This is a genomic window from Kribbella antibiotica (genome assembly GCF_004349055.1).
In the GTDB taxonomy this organism is placed as follows: Bacteria; Actinomycetota; Actinomycetes; order Propionibacteriales; family Kribbellaceae; genus Kribbella; species Kribbella antibiotica.
The window spans coordinates 1-15,834 of sequence record NZ_SMKX01000187.1 but is presented as its reverse complement, the minus strand read 5'-3'; the positions used below and the strand labels follow the sequence as shown (position 1 = coordinate 15,834).

Annotated in this window: 14 protein-coding genes; 6 read left to right on the top strand and 8 right to left on the bottom strand. The window is 67.0% G+C overall.

Going from position 1 to position 15,834, the window contains the following annotated elements:
- The first annotated feature begins 112 nt into the window (after positions 1-112).
- Positions 113-820, top strand: a complete 708-nt coding sequence (locus E1263_RS37595) for a hotdog family protein (protein ID WP_132176367.1) — start codon at positions 113-115, stop codon at positions 818-820.
- On the opposite strand, the gene E1263_RS37590 is transcribed toward E1263_RS37595, so the two are convergent.
- The 4 genes from E1263_RS37590 to E1263_RS37575 all read right to left on the bottom strand — a co-directional run bounded on the left by E1263_RS37590 (position 817) and on the right by E1263_RS37575 (position 3,737).
- A complete protein-coding gene (locus E1263_RS37590; protein ID WP_132176365.1) occupies positions 817-1,431 on the bottom strand; it encodes a CGNR zinc finger domain-containing protein in 615 nt (204 codons plus the stop codon). The two genes, E1263_RS37595 and E1263_RS37590, sit on opposite strands and share 4 nt — an antisense overlap.
- A gap of 4 nt (positions 1,432-1,435) precedes the next feature.
- The gene (locus E1263_RS37585) at positions 1,436-2,401 is read right to left on the bottom strand and encodes an SPFH domain-containing protein (protein ID WP_132176363.1); all 966 of its coding nucleotides are present in this window, start codon (positions 2,399-2,401) and stop codon (positions 1,436-1,438) included.
- Positions 2,401-2,694 (bottom strand): hypothetical protein, encoded by a 294-nt coding sequence (locus E1263_RS37580; protein WP_238161916.1) that lies wholly within the window; start codon positions 2,692-2,694, stop codon positions 2,401-2,403. The genes E1263_RS37585 and E1263_RS37580 overlap by 1 nt, the downstream gene beginning before the upstream one ends.
- Before the next feature lie 338 nt (positions 2,695-3,032).
- Complete coding sequence (locus E1263_RS37575) at positions 3,033-3,737, bottom strand: TetR/AcrR family transcriptional regulator (protein ID WP_132176359.1); 705 nt, start codon at positions 3,735-3,737, stop codon at positions 3,033-3,035.
- 103 nt (positions 3,738-3,840) lie between these two features.
- On the opposite strand from E1263_RS37575, the gene E1263_RS37570 reads away from it, so the two are divergent.
- Complete coding sequence (locus E1263_RS37570) at positions 3,841-6,024, top strand: MMPL family transporter (RefSeq protein WP_132176357.1); 2,184 nt, start codon at positions 3,841-3,843, stop codon at positions 6,022-6,024.
- Here E1263_RS37570 and pdxH read toward each other — a convergent pair.
- Together pdxH and E1263_RS37560 are read right to left on the bottom strand one after the other, a co-directional pair.
- Positions 5,976-6,614, bottom strand: coding sequence for a pyridoxamine 5'-phosphate oxidase (gene pdxH, locus E1263_RS37565; RefSeq protein ID WP_238161915.1), 639 nt, complete (start codon positions 6,612-6,614; stop codon positions 5,976-5,978). The two genes, E1263_RS37570 and pdxH, sit on opposite strands and share 49 nt — an antisense overlap.
- A 10-nt stretch (positions 6,615-6,624) precedes the next feature.
- The gene (locus E1263_RS37560; RefSeq protein WP_132176355.1) at positions 6,625-8,025 is read right to left on the bottom strand and encodes a hypothetical protein; all 1,401 of its coding nucleotides are present in this window, start codon (positions 8,023-8,025) and stop codon (positions 6,625-6,627) included.
- Between the two features lie 96 nt (positions 8,026-8,121).
- On the opposite strand from E1263_RS37560, the gene E1263_RS37555 reads away from it, so the two are divergent.
- Positions 8,122-9,234, top strand: coding sequence for a citrate synthase 2 (locus tag E1263_RS37555; protein ID WP_132176353.1), 1,113 nt, complete (start codon positions 8,122-8,124; stop codon positions 9,232-9,234).
- Between the two features lie 10 nt (positions 9,235-9,244).
- Here E1263_RS37555 and E1263_RS37550 read toward each other — a convergent pair whose 3' ends face one another.
- On the bottom strand, positions 9,245-10,003 hold the full coding sequence (locus E1263_RS37550; protein ID WP_238161914.1) for an AraC family transcriptional regulator: 759 nt from the start codon (positions 10,001-10,003) through the stop codon (positions 9,245-9,247).
- Positions 10,004-10,066: 63 nt separating this feature from the next.
- On the opposite strand from E1263_RS37550, the gene E1263_RS37545 reads away from it, so the two are divergent.
- From E1263_RS37545 to E1263_RS37535, 3 genes are all read left to right on the top strand, one after another.
- Positions 10,067-10,903, top strand: coding sequence for a phytanoyl-CoA dioxygenase family protein (locus E1263_RS37545; RefSeq protein WP_238161913.1), 837 nt, complete (start codon positions 10,067-10,069; stop codon positions 10,901-10,903).
- A 102-nt stretch (positions 10,904-11,005) separates the two neighbouring features.
- The gene (gene serC, locus E1263_RS37540; protein ID WP_132176349.1) at positions 11,006-12,130 is read left to right on the top strand and encodes a phosphoserine transaminase; all 1,125 of its coding nucleotides are present in this window, start codon (positions 11,006-11,008) and stop codon (positions 12,128-12,130) included.
- A 55-nt stretch (positions 12,131-12,185) separates the two neighbouring features.
- A complete protein-coding gene (locus E1263_RS37535) occupies positions 12,186-14,624 on the top strand; it encodes an excinuclease ABC subunit UvrA (RefSeq protein ID WP_132176347.1) in 2,439 nt (812 codons plus the stop codon).
- Here E1263_RS37535 and E1263_RS37530 read toward each other — a convergent pair.
- Positions 14,599-15,648 carry an alpha/beta hydrolase gene (locus E1263_RS37530; RefSeq protein WP_132176345.1) on the bottom strand — a complete coding sequence of 350 codons (1,050 nt, stop codon included), beginning with the start codon at positions 15,646-15,648 and terminating at the stop codon, positions 14,599-14,601. The genes E1263_RS37535 and E1263_RS37530 overlap by 26 nt on opposite strands.
- Between the last annotated feature and the right edge of the window lie 186 nt (positions 15,649-15,834).

The following is a 15,834-nucleotide window of genomic DNA, read 5'->3' as shown; positions in this document are numbered from 1 at the left end:
GGGGTCGGTCGTGTTGGGGCGTCCGGTGGGCCTTGAGCACGGGTCAGTCGTCGGAGGGGGCGAATTTTGGCTGATGCGGGCTCAAGACGGGGTGCGGCTAGGGTCGATGCTCATGACTTCGGTGTGGATTGAACGGCGGTTCCAGGGGCCGGCTCGGTCGGGGAACGGCGGGTACGTCGCGGGATTGGTCGGTACGGCGCTCGCCGGGGTGCTGGCGGATGGGCTGGTACCGCAGGTGACGTTGCGAGTGCCGCCGCCGATGGAGGTCGACCTCGAGCTCGTGGTGAGCAGCGCGGGAGCGCAGTTGCTGGCGGGCGAGCAGTTGGTGGCCGGCGCCGTACCGGTTTCGGCGGAGTCGCTGACGGATGCGGTGGTCGAGCCGGTGTCGTTCGAGGAGGCGCGGAAGGCGGAGGCGGCGTACCGGGGGCTTGGGAAGCATCCGTTTCCGGGGTGCTTCGTGTGTGGGCCGGAGAACGCGACCGGGTTGCAGCTGAAGCCGGGGCCGCTGGGTGATGGGCGGACGGCGTGCACGTGGACGCCCGCGGCCGACCTGGTGGACGACGTGTTCTTGTGGTCGGCGCTGGACTGTCCGAGTGGGTGGTCGATCGACCTGGAGGGGCGTCCGTCGGTGCTAGGCCAGATCACCGCTTGTATCGACGCGCAGCCGCGGGCCGGTGAGGACTGCGTGGTTCTCGGCCAACTGCTGGAGATGGACGGTCGTAAGACGCTGACCGCCAGCACGCTCTACGACTCTGACGGTCGGGTTCTGGCGCGTGCGCGGGCGACATGGATTCTCGTGGATCCAGCCTTGTTCAACTAGCGGGTGCGGGCCGCGTGGGCCCGGACCTTCGCGCGGTTGCCACAGGTCGCCATCGAGCACCAGCGGCGGCGGCCGCGGGCATCCAGGAAGAGCCAGCCGCAGCCGGGGCAGGTCCGCACGTGGGATCGCTCCGGGCCGGTCAGTAGCTCAGCCGCGAGCAGGGCCAACTGGTCGAGCGGCCGGGCCAAGTCCTCCGGCAACTCCCAGGTCGCCGCCTCGTCTTCGGCGCGAACGAACTGACGACGGCCCGACGCCCGCTCGATCACCCGGGCGACCGCCTCGAACGGTCCGTCGGTCTCATCCGCGCGGCTGGTCAGGACGTCGTACAGGTCGATGCGGAAGTCCAGCGTTGCGGTCAGCCGGCGGGCCGCCTCGGTCGGGCGGCCGCCGGCCTGCTCGATCAGGCGGAAGACCGCCGCCGGCGACAGCAGACCGACGGACGAGTTCCAGATCAGGAAGGCCTCGTACGACGTCAGCCACTCGGTCCGGGCTGGGCCACGCGTGGTCCAGTCGGAGCGAGTGTTGACGAAGTCGAGAACCGGGTGCGCGCCGACCGGCTTGGGCAGGACAACGCCCTGCACAAGCTCAAGATGCGACGGCAGCACACTCATACGATCAACGGCCTGCAGGCGGCAGCGTCGCCGCACCCGGCGGGATGCTGACGTTGGTGCCCTGCGGGATGACCATGAATTGGATCTTGCCCGATTCGATCGCGGTCTTCAGCAGGTAGCCCTGCGCGCCCAGCATCGCGACCTGCTTCTGCACCGACTGCAGCTCGACGTTCACGCGCTGGTTGGTCTGCTCCTGGGTGGCCTTGGCCAGCTCGGCGCGCTGCTTGGCCTCGAGGCCGTCGATGATGCCCTTGTCGAGCGGGGTCGGCTTCTGCACCGTGAACGACAGCTCGCCACAGTTGTTGCCGCCGTTGTACGACGGGCCACAGAAGTAGTCGCCACCGACCGCGGCCGGCAGCAGCCGGGTGAACTCCTTGGACGCGGCGGTCTGGAACTCGGCCTTCTTCGCCTCGTTGTTGTACAGCTCGGCCCAGGCGTAGTTGGTCGCGACGGCGGACAGCGCCCGGTCGATCTGCGGGCGGAAGTAGGACTGGAGCATGTCGTTCCAGCCGCGCTCGGTGTAGGCGTTGGTCTTCAGGCCGATCCGCTCGTGGAAGGACGCCAGCACGTTCTTGTCCCGGTTCAGCGTGAAGTAGACCTGGACCCGGACGCCGAGCCGGACGTTGTCCTTGCTGACGACGGTGACCTCGTCGGCGCTGTCGGTGTCCGCACCGGCGCCGCCGATGATGTACGAGCGCTGGTCGATCGGGTAGTCGTAGACCGTGTCCCCAGGGCCGATCAGCTTGTTCGTCGAGCCCGGCGGGATGACCGACTTGAACTTCTTATCCTCGATCACGCCGCCGCCGTAGTGCAGGCCGATCCGGTTCGCGTCGGTGCTCGCGAAGTTGAAGATGTTGAAGATCACGATCAGCAGCAGTACGACGACGATGCCGCCGCCGATCAGCTTGCCCTTCGCGCCGCCTCGCCCCTTAATGGACGACTGCACCGTGGTGGTCCCCAGCTTTGCCATCAGTTCTCGAGCTCCTTGCGTTCCACCAGTCGCCGGACGTCGGCGAGGGTCAGGTCGGCGGTCACCGCGACATCCCGCGGCACCGACGGATGCGAGCTGAGCGTACGCAAACCCTGCTCCGCAGCCGCGACGGCCCGCTCGAGAGACCTGACCTCGTTCAGCAACGCGCGATGTTCGGCGTTCACCTCGGCCAGGGCCCGCTCAGCTTGGGCAGCCCGGCGGTACGACGCCCACGCGAACCAGCCGGTTCCGACCAGCAGCAGGATGACGGGGAGACCGAGTCTGAAGACCATGCCGGAGATTGTCGTTCATCCCTCGGCGAAAAGCAGTTGAACGGGCGCGCAGGCCGACGTAGATTTTCGGTACACGCGAAGGGAGGTGGTCCAAAGAATGATTTCTTACCGGACTCGTGAGGTGGCGGCGGGCTGACCGCCCACCACTAGCTTTTGGGCAAGTGGTCGGCCAATCCAACGCCGCCACCGGACCCGTGGGTAGCCAGGTAGTCCGCCTGGCCCTGGACTGTTGCCATCCGGCAGCAGCCTGGAAGCGCCCACGGGTCTCTTTTTTTGAACCAGCACAGTTTTTTGAACCAGCACAGTTTGAACCAGCACAGTTTTGAACCAGCACAGCTTCATTCTGGCTGAGGGCAATCCAGGCCCATCGCCAGGCCGATCTCGTACAACTGGGCCTCGAAGTAGGCGGCCGCATCGGGCAGCACCCAGTGCAGCTGGCCGAAGACCTCCATGCAGATCAGGCCGTAGAGCCGTGTCCAGTACGTCAGCCCGAGGTAGATCGCGCCGGGCGGCATGCCATGGAAGTGCGCAGCCTCGTCGGTGAGCTGCGCTGTGAGCACAGTCCCGAGCTGATCATCGGCCGGATACGGGAACGGCTTCTCGTGCCAGATCGCGGCGACCAGTTCCTTGAACAGCGCCCCGAATCGCATCGCGGCCTGGTGACCAGGGGTGTCGTTGTGATCATCGGCATCAGGGCTAGGGACCGTCGTACCGAAGAGCAGGGCGAACTCGGCCGGATGCGCCAGCGCCCAGTCCCGCAGTCCGTTGGCGAGCAAGTAGAGCTGGGCGCCGAGATCGCCCTCGCCCTCACAGCCGAGCTCCACGAGCGCGGTCGTGAGTTCGTCGTACAGGTCGGCGACGAGCTCGGTGAGGAGCGCTTCGTGGCTCGGGAAGTAGCGGTACAGCGCGGGGGCAGTGAGATTCACCTCGCGGGCGACGGCGCGCAGGCCGATCGCCGCGACGCCGCCACTGATCAGCAGCCGGCGCGCGGCCGCCTTGATCTCGGCCAGGGTCGCCGCCCGCTGCTCGTCACGCCGGTTCATCAACACACTCCTTGACACGGTCCAACCTTGAGTGAACACTGTTAACAGTGAACGCTGTTCACTCAATCTTTCCGCCTGACTTTACGCCCCTCGGGAGAGTTCCGTGTTCGAGACGCTCGGCCACTTCAGCTATCGGCGGCGCCGCCTGGTGCTCGCCCTGACCGGAATCTTCATCGTCGTCGGGGTGATCTGGGGCACCGGCGTGTTCGGCTCGCTCGCGAACGGCGGTTTCGACGCCCCGGACACCGAGGCCGCCCGTGCCGTCGCGACCATCGAGCAGAACGTCGGCCGCACCGGCACCGACATCATCGTGCTCTACCGCAGCGCCGATCAGACGGTGGCCGACCCGGGGTTCCGGACGGCTGTCGAGAAGGACTTGGCCGAGTTGCCAGCGAAGGACGTGCTGCAGGCGACGACGTACTGGAACAGCAAGTCGCCAGTACTCGTATCGAACGACCAGCACAGCACGTACGCCGTACTGACGCTGGCCGGCGCTACTCCGGAGGAGCGGCTGGACACGTTCCATCGGATCGCAGATCAGGTGCGGAGTGGGCCAGCTGGGCTGGACACGAAGGTCGGCGGTGAGGTCGCGGTCTTCGACGAGGTGAACACGCAGACCGAGCACGACATCGTGAAGGCCGAGACGATCTCGACGCCGATCGTGCTGGTGCTGCTCGTGGTCGTCTTCGGTGGTCTGGTCGCGGCATCGCTCCCGCTTTTCGTTGGTGCGCTGGCGATTCTCGGCGCGTTCGTGCTGCTGCGGGGGCTGTCCGCGGTCACCGATGTGTCGATCTTCTCGATCAACATCGTCACGATGATCGGGCTGGGGCTCGCGATCGACTATGCGTTGTTCATCGTGACCCGGTTCCGTGAGGAGCTTGCCAAGGGCAATGATGTCGAGACCGCCCTGACCGCGACGATGGCCACGGCCGGGCGGACGGTTGCGTTCTCCGGCGTGACGGTGGGGGTTGCGATCAGCAGCCTGGCGCTGTTCCCGGTGATGTTCCTGCGGTCGATGGCGTACGGCGGGGTCGCGGCGGTCGTGGTCGCGATGGTTGCTGCGCTGACCGCATTGCCTGCGCTGCTGGCCGTTCTTGGACATCGGGTGAACAACCTGCAGGTGCCGTTCCTGCGGCGGCGGTCAACGGCGGCCGATCACCATGGTGCTTGGTATCGGTTGGCGCAGAGTGTGATGCGGCGACCGGTTCGTTATGTGCTGGTGCTCGTGCCGCTGCTGCTCGTGCTGGGAATCCCTTTCCTGCAAGCACAACTCGGTGGGGTCGACCATCGGGCGCTACCTTCGGATGCGACTTCTCGGATCGTGACCGAGACGCTGCAGCGCGACTTCACGGGAGCCGGTGGCTCGGATGTGTTCGTCGCGGTGCGGCTCGGCCAGACGCCGGCCGAGGCCTTGCAGCCCTATCTGGCGAAGCTGCAGCAGATCCCCGAGGTCGAGGATGTGCGGATCGGTGGAGTGAAGAACGGGGTCGCCGAGGTTGTCGTCCACACCCACTTCACGGCACAGGAGTTGCCGGCGCGCGATGTCGTTCACGCGGTTCGGGCGGTGACACCGCCGTCAGGTGTCACTACGCAGGTGGGTGGCGAGACAGCCACGCTGATCGACCTACTCGACGTGCTGGCGGAGCGAGCGCCGTACATGGGTGTTTTTGTTGTGGTCATCACGTTCCTGCTGCTGTTCCTTGCCTTCGGCTCCTTCGTGTTGCCGCTCAAGGCGTTGCTGATGAACGTGTTGTCGCTGTCGGCCGCGTTCGGCGCGATGGTGTGGATCTTCCAGGACGGGCATCTGTCCGGACTCCTCGACTTCACGCCGGCCGGGTTCCTGGATGCGACCAATCCGGTGCTGCTGTTCGCGGTCCTGTTCGGGTTGTCGATGGACTACGAGGTGTTCCTGCTCAGCCGGATCCGCGAGGAGTACGACCGGACCGGGGACAACACGCAGGCGGTCGCGCTCGGGCTGCAGCGCACCGGCGGGATCATCACCAGCGCGGCCTTGCTGCTGGTGATCGTGGTCGCGGCGTTCTCGACCTCGGGGATCGTGTTCGTGAAGATGATCGGGGTCGGGCTGGTGATCGCGATCGCCCTCGACGCGACGATCGTGCGGGCGCTGCTGGTTCCGGCGACGATGCGGTTGCTCGGCCGGGCGAACTGGTGGGCTCCGGCGCCGCTGGTGCGGTGGTGGGACAAATACGGGATCCGGGAGTCTTCTGAAGCGCCTGCTCAGGGCTGGAGCCGGACCAGTTCCCAAGAGGAGTTGGTACGGCGGTAGGCCAGGCGGTCGTGCAGGCGACCGACTCGGCCTTGCCAGAACTCGATCACCTGCGGCTCGATCCGATAGCCACCCCAGAAGTACGGCGTGGCAATCTCAGTGCCCTCCGGCCACTGGCGCTCGTACGACGCGTACTGCAGATCCAGCTCGTCCCGGGACTCGACGGGCTGGCTCTGCTGGGACGCCCAAGCGCCGAGCTGGGACCCGCGGGGGCGGGAGGCGAAGTACGCCTCCACCTCCTCGGCGGGCAGCTTGGTGGCGGTGCCCTCGACCCGCACCTGGCGTTGCATGGCGTGCCATGGGAAGACCAGGGCGCAGTGCGGGTTCGCGGCCAGGTCGTCGGCCTTGCGGGACTGCTGGTTGGTGTAGAAGGCGAAGCCGCGCTCGTCGAGTCCCTTCAGCAGGACTGTGCGAGCGGACGGGCGGCCGTCGGCGTCGGCGGTCGCGAGCACCATGGCGTTCGGCTCGGCGATGCCGGCCTCGGTCGCCTGGGCGAGCCAGGTGCCGAACTGGATGATCGGGTCCGCATCCAGCTGGTCCTCGAGCAACTCACCGAGGCCGTAGGTCTGCCGCATGTCTGCAAGGTCCACAGCTCTGAGGTTACTGGGCCTGCTTTCTGGCGAAAGCGCGGACCAGGCGGCTGCGGCGGGGCTTGGCAGTGGGCGGCTGGGTCGGCAGCGCGGGCGGCGGTGCGGTCATTGGGCGGACCAGCTCAGGCAGGTGCTCGTTGACTTCCGCCAGGTAGAGGTCGAACGTTGCCCGGCGGAGCGCCTGCTTCAGAGTGGCCTCGGCTGCGGCTGAGCTCGCTCCCGCCACTGAGGCTGCCCACAGGGTGCTGAGAGCTGCCGCGTCGAAGCCCTCGACCGAGAGGAGCAGCTGGTCGATCAGCTCACGCTCAGCCGAATCCCCCAGCCGCTTCGGGCGAGACACTCGCCGTACGGGCTGGGTGACTACCTCTTTCGGCGCAGCACCTGAGAGAGCAGCACGGATGTGCCGAGGCGTCAGCTGTGGCTGCGGTGTGTCTGGCGCGCTCCCCCGGCGAAGGCGTTCGACCAGGTAGAAGTAGTCGAGCATCTTGGCGTCTTCGATCCCCCCGCGGACCGCGTCGCGCAGAACGTGCTCGATCTGGATAGCCACGGCCGTCCGAGCCGCCTCCGACGGACCGGTCGCCGGGACCAGTGCGGTCTCCAGGTGTCGTCCGAAGACCTGCAGTTTCGCGTGCAAGGGCAGGGCGTCCGCCTTTGGCAGATCGGCTGGGTAGTAGTAGCCGTAGGCAACATGGCTCCATGGATCACGCGGCAAGCCCTCGCTGAGCCGGTGCCGAGCGAGTGCCCGGTCGATGAGACCAGTCGGCTCCGGCAGCGCCTCGGGCAGCGGGCTGATGGGGTGCACGTAGTCGGCGGGCTCCTCGATCGCGTCGGTCAGCCACAGCGTGCTGGGCTCGATGCGGGTGGTGGTCTGGCGTTTGCCATCAGCCACGATGTGGGTTGCTCCAGGAACGGCCAGTACACCCTCGTACGGCGTACTGTCGCCCATGAACCAGCCGCAAGCCGCAGCGAACGCCCAGCCCCGCGGTGAGGCGGTGGCCGCGACACCTGCAAACAGCAACGCCGCGACTGGGCGGTTGCTCCACACCCAGCCATCGGGCAACCGCACTTGGAAGAGTTGCCCCAGGCCGGCCGAGTCGGTGAACAGCTCCAGCCGGTCGTCGTCCAGCACAACCATGGTGAGCGGCGGCGCCAGGTCGGTGAAGGCCTCCGGTGTACGACGTACTGCCTCAACCACCTCATAGTCGACAGGTGCATGCAGACTGGCGACCCTTACGGTCCCCCGCTGCTCCCAGTGCGCGCTGGGGCCCCACAGGTGCAGGCCGTTCGTGCTGCCGTCGTGGCCTGCCAGCTTGGCGGCGTCGGCGTAGTAGGCCTGCACACGGGCTGCGCCCTCCGCAGCGCGCGCCGCGGAGTCGGGCCGGTGAAAGGCGTAGGCGACCAGTATTTCCACGTTTTCCACGATGCGATCCCGGCCACGAAAGTTATCCGCGAGTAGGTTCGGAGACTTATGCTGCCTGGGCGCCAAATATGAGGACGAGGGAGTGGTATGTCAGATCCGAAGACCGAGGTGCAGCACGGGCTGGAAGGTGTGATCGCGTTCGACACGCAGATCGCCGAGCCGGACAAGGAAGGGTCGGCGCTGCGCTACCGCGGCGTGGACATCGAGGACCTGGTCGGCCGGGTGCCGTTCGAGAACGTCTGGGGCCTGCTGGTCGACGGAGCGTTCACCCCGGGGCTGCCGCCTGCGGAGCCGTTCCCGCTGCCGGTGCACACCGGTGACGTGCGGGTCGATGTCCAGTCCGCGCTCGCCATGCTCGCCCCCGCCTGGGGACTGCGCCCGCTGTACGACATCGACGACGTACAGGCTCGTGAGGACCTGTCTCGCGCCGCAGTGATGGCGCTGTCGTATGTGGCTCAGGCTGCGCGCGGCACTGGGCAGCCGATGGTGCCGCAGCGTGAGGTGGACAAGGCTCAGACCATCACCGAGCGCTTCATGATCCGCTGGCGTGGTGAGCCCGATCCCAAGCATGTGAAGGCGGTCGACGCCTACTGGACGTCCGCAGCCGAGCACGGCATGAACGCCTCCACCTTCACCGCCCGGGTGATCGCATCGACCGGTGCTGACGTCGCTGCGGCGCTTTCGGGTGCTGTGGGCGCGATGTCCGGTCCCCTGCACGGCGGTGCGCCGGCGCGGGTGCTGACCATGATCGAGGGGGTCGAGCGGTCTGGTGACGCGCGAGCCTACGTGAAGGGTCTGCTCGACGCCGGCGAGCGGCTGATGGGCTTCGGACACCGCGTGTACCGGGCCGAGGACCCGCGGGCGCGCGTACTGCGTCGTACGGCGCAGGAGCTGGCCGCACCGCGGTACGAGGTGGCGCAGGCGCTGGAGCAGGCCGCACTGGCCGAGCTGCGCGAGCGGCGGCCGGACCGGGTGCTGGAGACCAACGTCGAGTTCTGGGCAGCCATCGTCCTGGACTTCGCCGAGGTGCCGCCGCCTATGTTCACGTCGATGTTCACGTGTGCGCGGACGGCTGGCTGGAGTGCGCACGTGCTGGAGCAGAAGCGCACCGGACGGTTGATCCGCCCGTCAGCGATCTACTCCGGTCCGGGGACGCGCTCGGCGGACTCCATCGAGGGCTGGGACTCGTCCTGGGCCTGATTTTAGGGGCCTAGTGCTCCTGGCTAGGGGTGCGGCCGGTGCGCTGTTTGTACTGACGACTGAAGTAAGGAACGTCTGTGTAGCCGAGAGCGGTGGCGGTCTGCGTGACCGTCATCCCGCTCTCGGTCAGCAGTTGATGTGCACGGTCGATGCGGGCCTGGATCAGGTACTGCGCCGGTGACATCCCGAACTGCTTGACGAACCGTCTCGTGAACTGTGCCCGAGACAGTGCGGCCCGGTCGGCCATCTCAGCCACACTCCAGTCCCGGCCGGGGTCCTGCCGGAGCTGCCGCGCCACCTCGTCGACCGCTGCGTCGGTCACTCGGCGGCTGGGTTGCTGCACGGCGTCCCAGATCAGTGCGATCAGTTGCTCGAGGCATAGCTCTGCCTGGCGTTGCCCGAGCGCGTCACCACGCCGGTACGACGAATCGCTCGTCCGCGCGAGCGCCTTGAGCAGCTCACGATCCATGACCTCGCCCCAGCGCGGTTGGGGAGCGACGCCGTACTGGCTGGTCTCGAAGTGCATGCCGAACACGAGGAGTCGTCGGTGCGGGTCGTGGGTTGCCAGGGGCGCGTCGCCTGGCTGGAAGACTGCGCAGACGCCGGGGCTGAGGTCTTGATGGTTGCCGTCGAGCTCCAGCTGGCCACGGCCGTCCAGGACGCACCACAGCAGATGGTCCGTCAGCTCGACCGACACCCACGACCAGTTCGGCTCGCAGCGCCAGAAGGTCGGTGCCGAGAGCCGGGTCAGTGTCAGTGGCTGCGACAAAAGTGCAACTCCTCGCGTGAATCTTCCGTGGCCTGGCTCCATTGTGAACCGCAAACTGGATTCATGGTGAGCGAAACGTACAAGCAGGAGTTCGAGCGGGACGGCTACACGCTGGTGCGTGGGCTGTTCGGGGCTGATGAGGTCGAGCGGCTGCGGGAGCACTACATGGTGCTGCGGCAGCGCGGGTCCTACGACAACGACGAAGCCGGTGTGCGGTCTGGGAGCCGCGATCCGTTGCGGCGGTACCCACGAATGGCGCAGATGCACCGGTGGGACGACGACTCGCTGCAGTGGCTCATCGACCCACGCATCGACCAGGTGCTGACCGGGCTGCTGGACAGGTCGCCGTACGCGGTGCAGACGATGATCTACTTCAAGCCGCCGGGGTCGCGTGGGCAGGCGCTGCACCAGGACAACTTCTACCTGAAGGCCGAGCCGGGGACGTGTGTAGCGGCTTGGATGGCGCTGGACCGGGTCGACGAGGCGAACGGGTGCCTGCAGGTCGTTCCGGGGAGCCACCGGTGGCCGCTCCTGTGCACTGAGAAGGCGGACACCACAGTGAGCTTCACTGATGTGACAGTGCCGCTTCCGGCGCCAGATGCCGCCGTACCGGTCGCTATGGAGCCTGGTGACGTGCTGTTCTTCCACGGCGCACTGGTGCATGGAAGTGCACCGAACGTGACGACGGACCGGTTCCGACGGGCCCTGATCGGTCACTACATCCAGGGCGAGGCTCAGAAGGTCGCCTCCTACTACCACCCAGCGCTGCGGATGGACGGGGCGCCACTGACGCTGGACGTCGCTGAGGGCGGCGGGGCGTGCGGTGAGTGGACCGACACTCCGGACGGTCCGGTGGCTGTGCTGACCGGAACACAGGTGATCGATCGCAAACACGAGTGAATTTGAGACCCACGGGACGGCCTGCTGGTGGCACTGTGGGAGGATGTTCGTGCTGACAGCGTCGTCGGCGCAGAACTTGCCAGACGACGAAGGGAACCGCTGGTGACCAGCGAAATCATTCTTCCTGCTGAGCTCAAGCCCGTCGACGGCCGCTTCGGCGCCGGACCGTCCAAGGTCCGCCCGGAGGCCGTCGCCGCGCTCGCGACCGAGGGCGCCAAGCTGCTCGGCACCTCGCACCGCCAGGCCCCGGTGAAGAACCTGGTGGCTCGCGTGCAGCAGGGTGTCTCCGACCTGTTCTCGCTGCCGGAGGGCTACCAGGTAGTCCTCGGCAACGGTGGCTCGACCGCTTTCTGGGACGTTGCGACGTTCGGGCTGATCCGGGAGAAGAGCCAGCACCTGAGCTTCGGCGAGTTCTCCTCGAAGTTCGCCCAGGCCTCGAAGCTCGCCCCGCACCTGGGCGACCCGACCGTGATCAAGTCCGACCCGGGCACCCGTCCGGTCGCCGTGGCCGAGGCCGGGATCGACCTGTACGCGTGGCCGCACAACGAGACCTCGACCGGCGTCATGGCGCCGATCAAGCGGGTCGCGGGGGCCGACGCCGACGCACTGGTCGCAATCGACGCCACCTCGGGCGCCGGCGGCCTGCCGGTCGACATCACCGAGACCGACGTCTACTACTTCGCCCCGCAGAAGTGCTTCGCCGCCGACGGCGGCCTGTGGATCGCGATCCTCTCCCCCGCGGCGCTCGCCCGGGTCGAGGAGATCACCGCCTCCGGCCGCTGGATCCCGGCGTTCCTGGACCTGGCCACCGCGGTCGACAACTCCAGCAAGGGCCAGACCTACAACACGCCGTCGCTGGCCACGCTGTTCCTGATGGCCGAGCAGACCGACTGGATCAACGGCCAGGGCGGTCTGGACTGGGCCGTCGCCCGGACGACCGACTCCAGCAACCGCCTCTACAACTGGGCCGAGAAGTCGGAGTACGCGACGCCGTACGTCACCGACGCCGACGCCCGGTCGCTGGTCATCGGCACCATCGACCTCGACGACTCCATCGACGCCGCCGCGGTCGCCAAGACGCTGCGCGCCAACGGTGTCGTCGACACCGAGCCGTACCGCAAGCTCGGCCGCAACCAGCTCCGCGTCGCCATGTTCCCGGCGGTCGACCCGGACGACGTCGAGAAGCTCACCCAGTCGATCGACTACATCGTCGACAAACTGCGCTAATCCCCTGGGCCAGCCGTCGCCAGTTTTTGTCGGCGGCTGGCCTTAGCGTGATGGGATGCACTGGGGCGAAGAAATCGCGGTTCGTGGGGCTCGGGTCCACAACCTGAAGAACGTGGACGTCGACATCCCGCTGCGCGGGCTGGTCGGATTGACCGGCGTCTCCGGGTCGGGGAAATCCTCGCTCGCGCTCGGCGTCCTGTACGCCGAAGGCTCCCGCCGGTATCTCGAGGCCTTGTCGACGTATACGCGGCGGCGGTTGTCGCAGGCTGCGCGGGCTGATGTCGACGCCGTGGACGGGGTGCCCGCGGCGATTGCGCTGCACCAGCGGCCGGCTGTGCCGGGTGTGCGCAGTACTTTCGGTACGGCGACTGAGCTGCTGAACTCGCTGCGGCTGATGTACTCGCGGTTGGGCGCGCACCTTTGCCCGTCTGGCCACCGGGTGGCGGCGACGATCGAGATCGCGGCCACCGCTCAGCTGACTTGTCCGGTCGATGGCGAGCGGTTCGCCGTACCGGGGGCTGAGGATTTCGCCTTCAACAGCGATGGAGCTTGCGAGACGTGCGGTGGGACTGGGGAGAGCCGGCAGATCGACCAGCGCACGCTGGTGCCGGACGAGTCGCTGTCCATCAGCGACGGCGCGGTTGCGGCGTGGGGGTCGTTCGGTGCGGGCCTGCTGCCGCAGGTGGTTGCACAGATGGGCGTGCGGACCGATGTTCCCTTCCGTGAGCTGACTTCGGCTGAGCGGGAGACGATTTTCCGCGGCGCCGAGACGAAGCGCACGGTGATCGTCACGAGCAAGAAGGGCAATGCCTTCGAGCTCAATGCGGCGTACCGGAACGCGAATCGGGTCGTCCAGGACGCGCTGGACAATGCGCAGAGCGAGAAGACGGTCGCGCGGCTCGATCGGTTTGTGCGGGTGGCTACCTGTCCGGCCTGCGGTGGTTCGCGGCTGAATGCTCGGGCGCGGTCGGTGCTGCTGAACGACGTACCGCTTGATGTTTTGTCGTCATGGAGTCTCTCGGAGACCACGGATTTCGTGCGGTCGTTGGTGGTTCCGGCGGAGCTCGCGACGATGGCTGCTCAGATCGCTGCTGCGTTTACGCCGACTGCTGAGCATTTGCTGGGGTTGGGGCTTGGGTATCTGTCGCTCGACCGAGCTTCACGCACGTTGTCGACTGGCGAGCTGCAGCGGGTGCAGCTTGCGCGGACGTTGCGGAGTAGTGCGACCGGGCTGCTGTATGTGCTCGATGAGCCATCGGTCGGTCTGCATCCGAGCAACATCGACGCGCTGATCGACGTCGTACGGCGACTGGTCGCGACTGGGAACTCTGTGGTGCTCGTGGATCACGACGTCCGGGTGCTGCGGCATGCGGACTGGCTCGTGGAGATCGGGCCGGGCGCTGGTTCGCATGGTGGCGAGATTGTTGCTGCTGGCACCGTTTCTGCGTTGGAGGCGTCGCCTGCTTCGTTGATCGGTGGATTCTTGAGTGGGGCCGAGCCGGTGGTGATTCGGCCGCGGGTGCCTGCTTCGGAAACCTTTGCGCATGGTCGGATTCGGTTGGAGACTTCGCCGTACTTCACGTTGAAGTCGCTGGACGCATCGTTCCCGCTGCGGCGGTTGACAGCGGTGACCGGGGTTTCGGGTTCGGGCAAGACGACGCTGGTGCTCGACAGTTTGGCGGCTGCGCTGCTCGGTGACTCGCCTGCGCATGTGCGGGATTTGGACGCGGGCGGGATCGAGCGGACGGTCGTGGTCGATGCGGCTCCGATCGGACGCAACGTGCGCTCGACTGTGGCGACGTACAGCGGGATTTTGGATGATCTGCGACGCGCTTATGGTGCGGCCTCGCCTGAGCTGACCGCGGCGGATTTCTCTTACAACACTGGGTCGCTTCGCTGTCCGCAGTGTGAGGGGACCGGGCAGATTTCGCTCGACGTGCAGTTCCTTCCGGACGTCGATATCCCTTGCCCGCTGTGTGGCGGCAGCCGCTACAGCCCGGCTGCTGATGCCATTACGGTCGACGGTCTCACCATCCCGCAAGCCCTCGCGCTCACCATCGACGAGGCCCGCCGGGTGTTTCCGCGTTTGCGGAAGGTGCAGGCGCGGCTGCGTACGCTCGACGAGATCGGGCTCGGGTATCTGATGCTCGGCGAGGCAACCCCGGCGCTGTCCGGTGGCGAGGCCCAGCGCCTCAAGCTCGTCGCCGATCTCGAGAAACCGCAGTCCAACACGCTCTTCATCTTCGATGAGCCCAGCGTCGGCCTGCATCCGGCCGACATCCGAGTCCTGCTTGGCGTTCTCGACCGGCTCATCGACTCCGGCGCGACGGTGATCGTCATCGAGCACGACCTCGACCTGATCGCCAACGCAGACCACGTCATCGACCTAGGTCCGGGCGCGGGTGACGCGGGCGGTCAGATCGTCGCCGCTACTACTCCGCCTGGACTTGCTGGTGTTGCGGCCAGCATCACTGGGCGGTATCTGAAGTCTTAAGTGTTCGGAGGGCGGCTGCAGCTTCCAGCATCGCGTCGCGACAGGCCGCGCCGACGCCCGTGCCGCTGGCGAACGCGTGGATCAGACCGCTGTGTCTGCGCAAGGTGACCGGTACGCCGGCTTCGCGCAACCTCTCGGCGTACCGCTCGCCTTCGTCGCGGAGCGGATCGAAACCAGCGACGGCGATGTAGGTGGGCGGCTGCCCTTGGAGATCGGCCGCCAGCAACGGCGAGACACGTGGGTTCGTTGATTCACTGGGGTCGCGCAGGTAATGGGCGGTGTACCAATCGAGCTGTTCCTCGGTGAGCAGGAAGCCTTCGCCAAACAGCTTGTACGACGGGTGCTTCGTGGACAGGTCGAGCCAGGGATAGAACAACAGCTGGAACGCCGGCGCCGTACCGCCTTGTGCTGTGGTCAGTTGCGAAACGACCGCCGCGAGGTTCCCGCCGGCGCTGTCTCCACCGACGCCGATGGCGGCCGGATCGACACCCAGCTCAGCTGCATGGCTGACGGCGTAGTGGAACGCGGTGACCGCGTCGTCCACGGCCGCCGGAAACGGGGCCTCAGGCGCGAGCCGGTAGTCGATCGAGAGCACCGCCGTGTCGCTGTGCACCGCGAGGAACCGGCAGAGGCTGTCGGTGCTGTCCAGACCGCCGACCACGAAGCCACCGCCGTGGTAGTAGACCAGCAACGTTTTGTAGCCGGCCGGTCGGTACAGGCGAGCCGCGATCTTGCCTGCGGCGCCGGGAATGAACACCGGCTTGATCGTGTCGACCGGCAGCGGAGTGCCGCCGAAAATCCGTGCCTGCTGATCAAGCTCAGCACGACGCTGCCGAAGCGTCTTGTCCTTGGCCTCGGGAGCCAGCCCCATCAACCGCAAAGCCACCTGAAGCTCCGGATCCAGCTCCTGCCCATCGACCGATACCGGCCGCCCCGCGACCAACCGTCGTACCGGCCCAGGCAGCCCTACCGCCGCCCGCAACACCCCACCCGCAACCCGCTCCTGCCACGCCCGACCCGCCATCGTCCGACCTCATCCCCGTAGCGCCCCAGTCACGCCACGCTACGAGATCCCTCCAAACCCGTCCACCCACACCCGAACAATCCTCACCAGTCCCCGCCCAACTCTTCCCCATTTGGTGGGCTGACCCATCCCGTTGCGGGTGGGCCAACCGCATGCGATGGGCTGACCCACAACCCCGTGGGCCAG

Coding starts and splice junctions, on each gene's coding strand:
- E1263_RS37580 (WP_238161916.1), bottom strand. CDS start 2,694: ATGGTCTTCAGACTCGGTCTCCCCGTCATCCTGCTGCTGGTCGGAACC.
- E1263_RS37530 (WP_132176345.1), bottom strand. CDS start 15,648: ATGGCGGGTCGGGCGTGGCAGGAGCGGGTTGCGGGTGGGGTGTTGCGG.
- E1263_RS37590 (WP_132176365.1), bottom strand. CDS start 1,431: ATGAGTGTGCTGCCGTCGCATCTTGAGCTTGTGCAGGGCGTTGTCCTG.
- E1263_RS37595 (WP_132176367.1), top strand. CDS start 113: ATGACTTCGGTGTGGATTGAACGGCGGTTCCAGGGGCCGGCTCGGTCG.
- E1263_RS37535 (WP_132176347.1), top strand. CDS start 12,186: ATGCACTGGGGCGAAGAAATCGCGGTTCGTGGGGCTCGGGTCCACAAC.
- E1263_RS37575 (WP_132176359.1), bottom strand. CDS start 3,737: ATGAACCGGCGTGACGAGCAGCGGGCGGCGACCCTGGCCGAGATCAAG.
- E1263_RS37545 (WP_238161913.1), top strand. CDS start 10,067: ATGGTGAGCGAAACGTACAAGCAGGAGTTCGAGCGGGACGGCTACACG.
- E1263_RS37555 (WP_132176353.1), top strand. CDS start 8,122: ATGTCAGATCCGAAGACCGAGGTGCAGCACGGGCTGGAAGGTGTGATC.
- E1263_RS37585 (WP_132176363.1), bottom strand. CDS start 2,401: ATGGCAAAGCTGGGGACCACCACGGTGCAGTCGTCCATTAAGGGGCGA.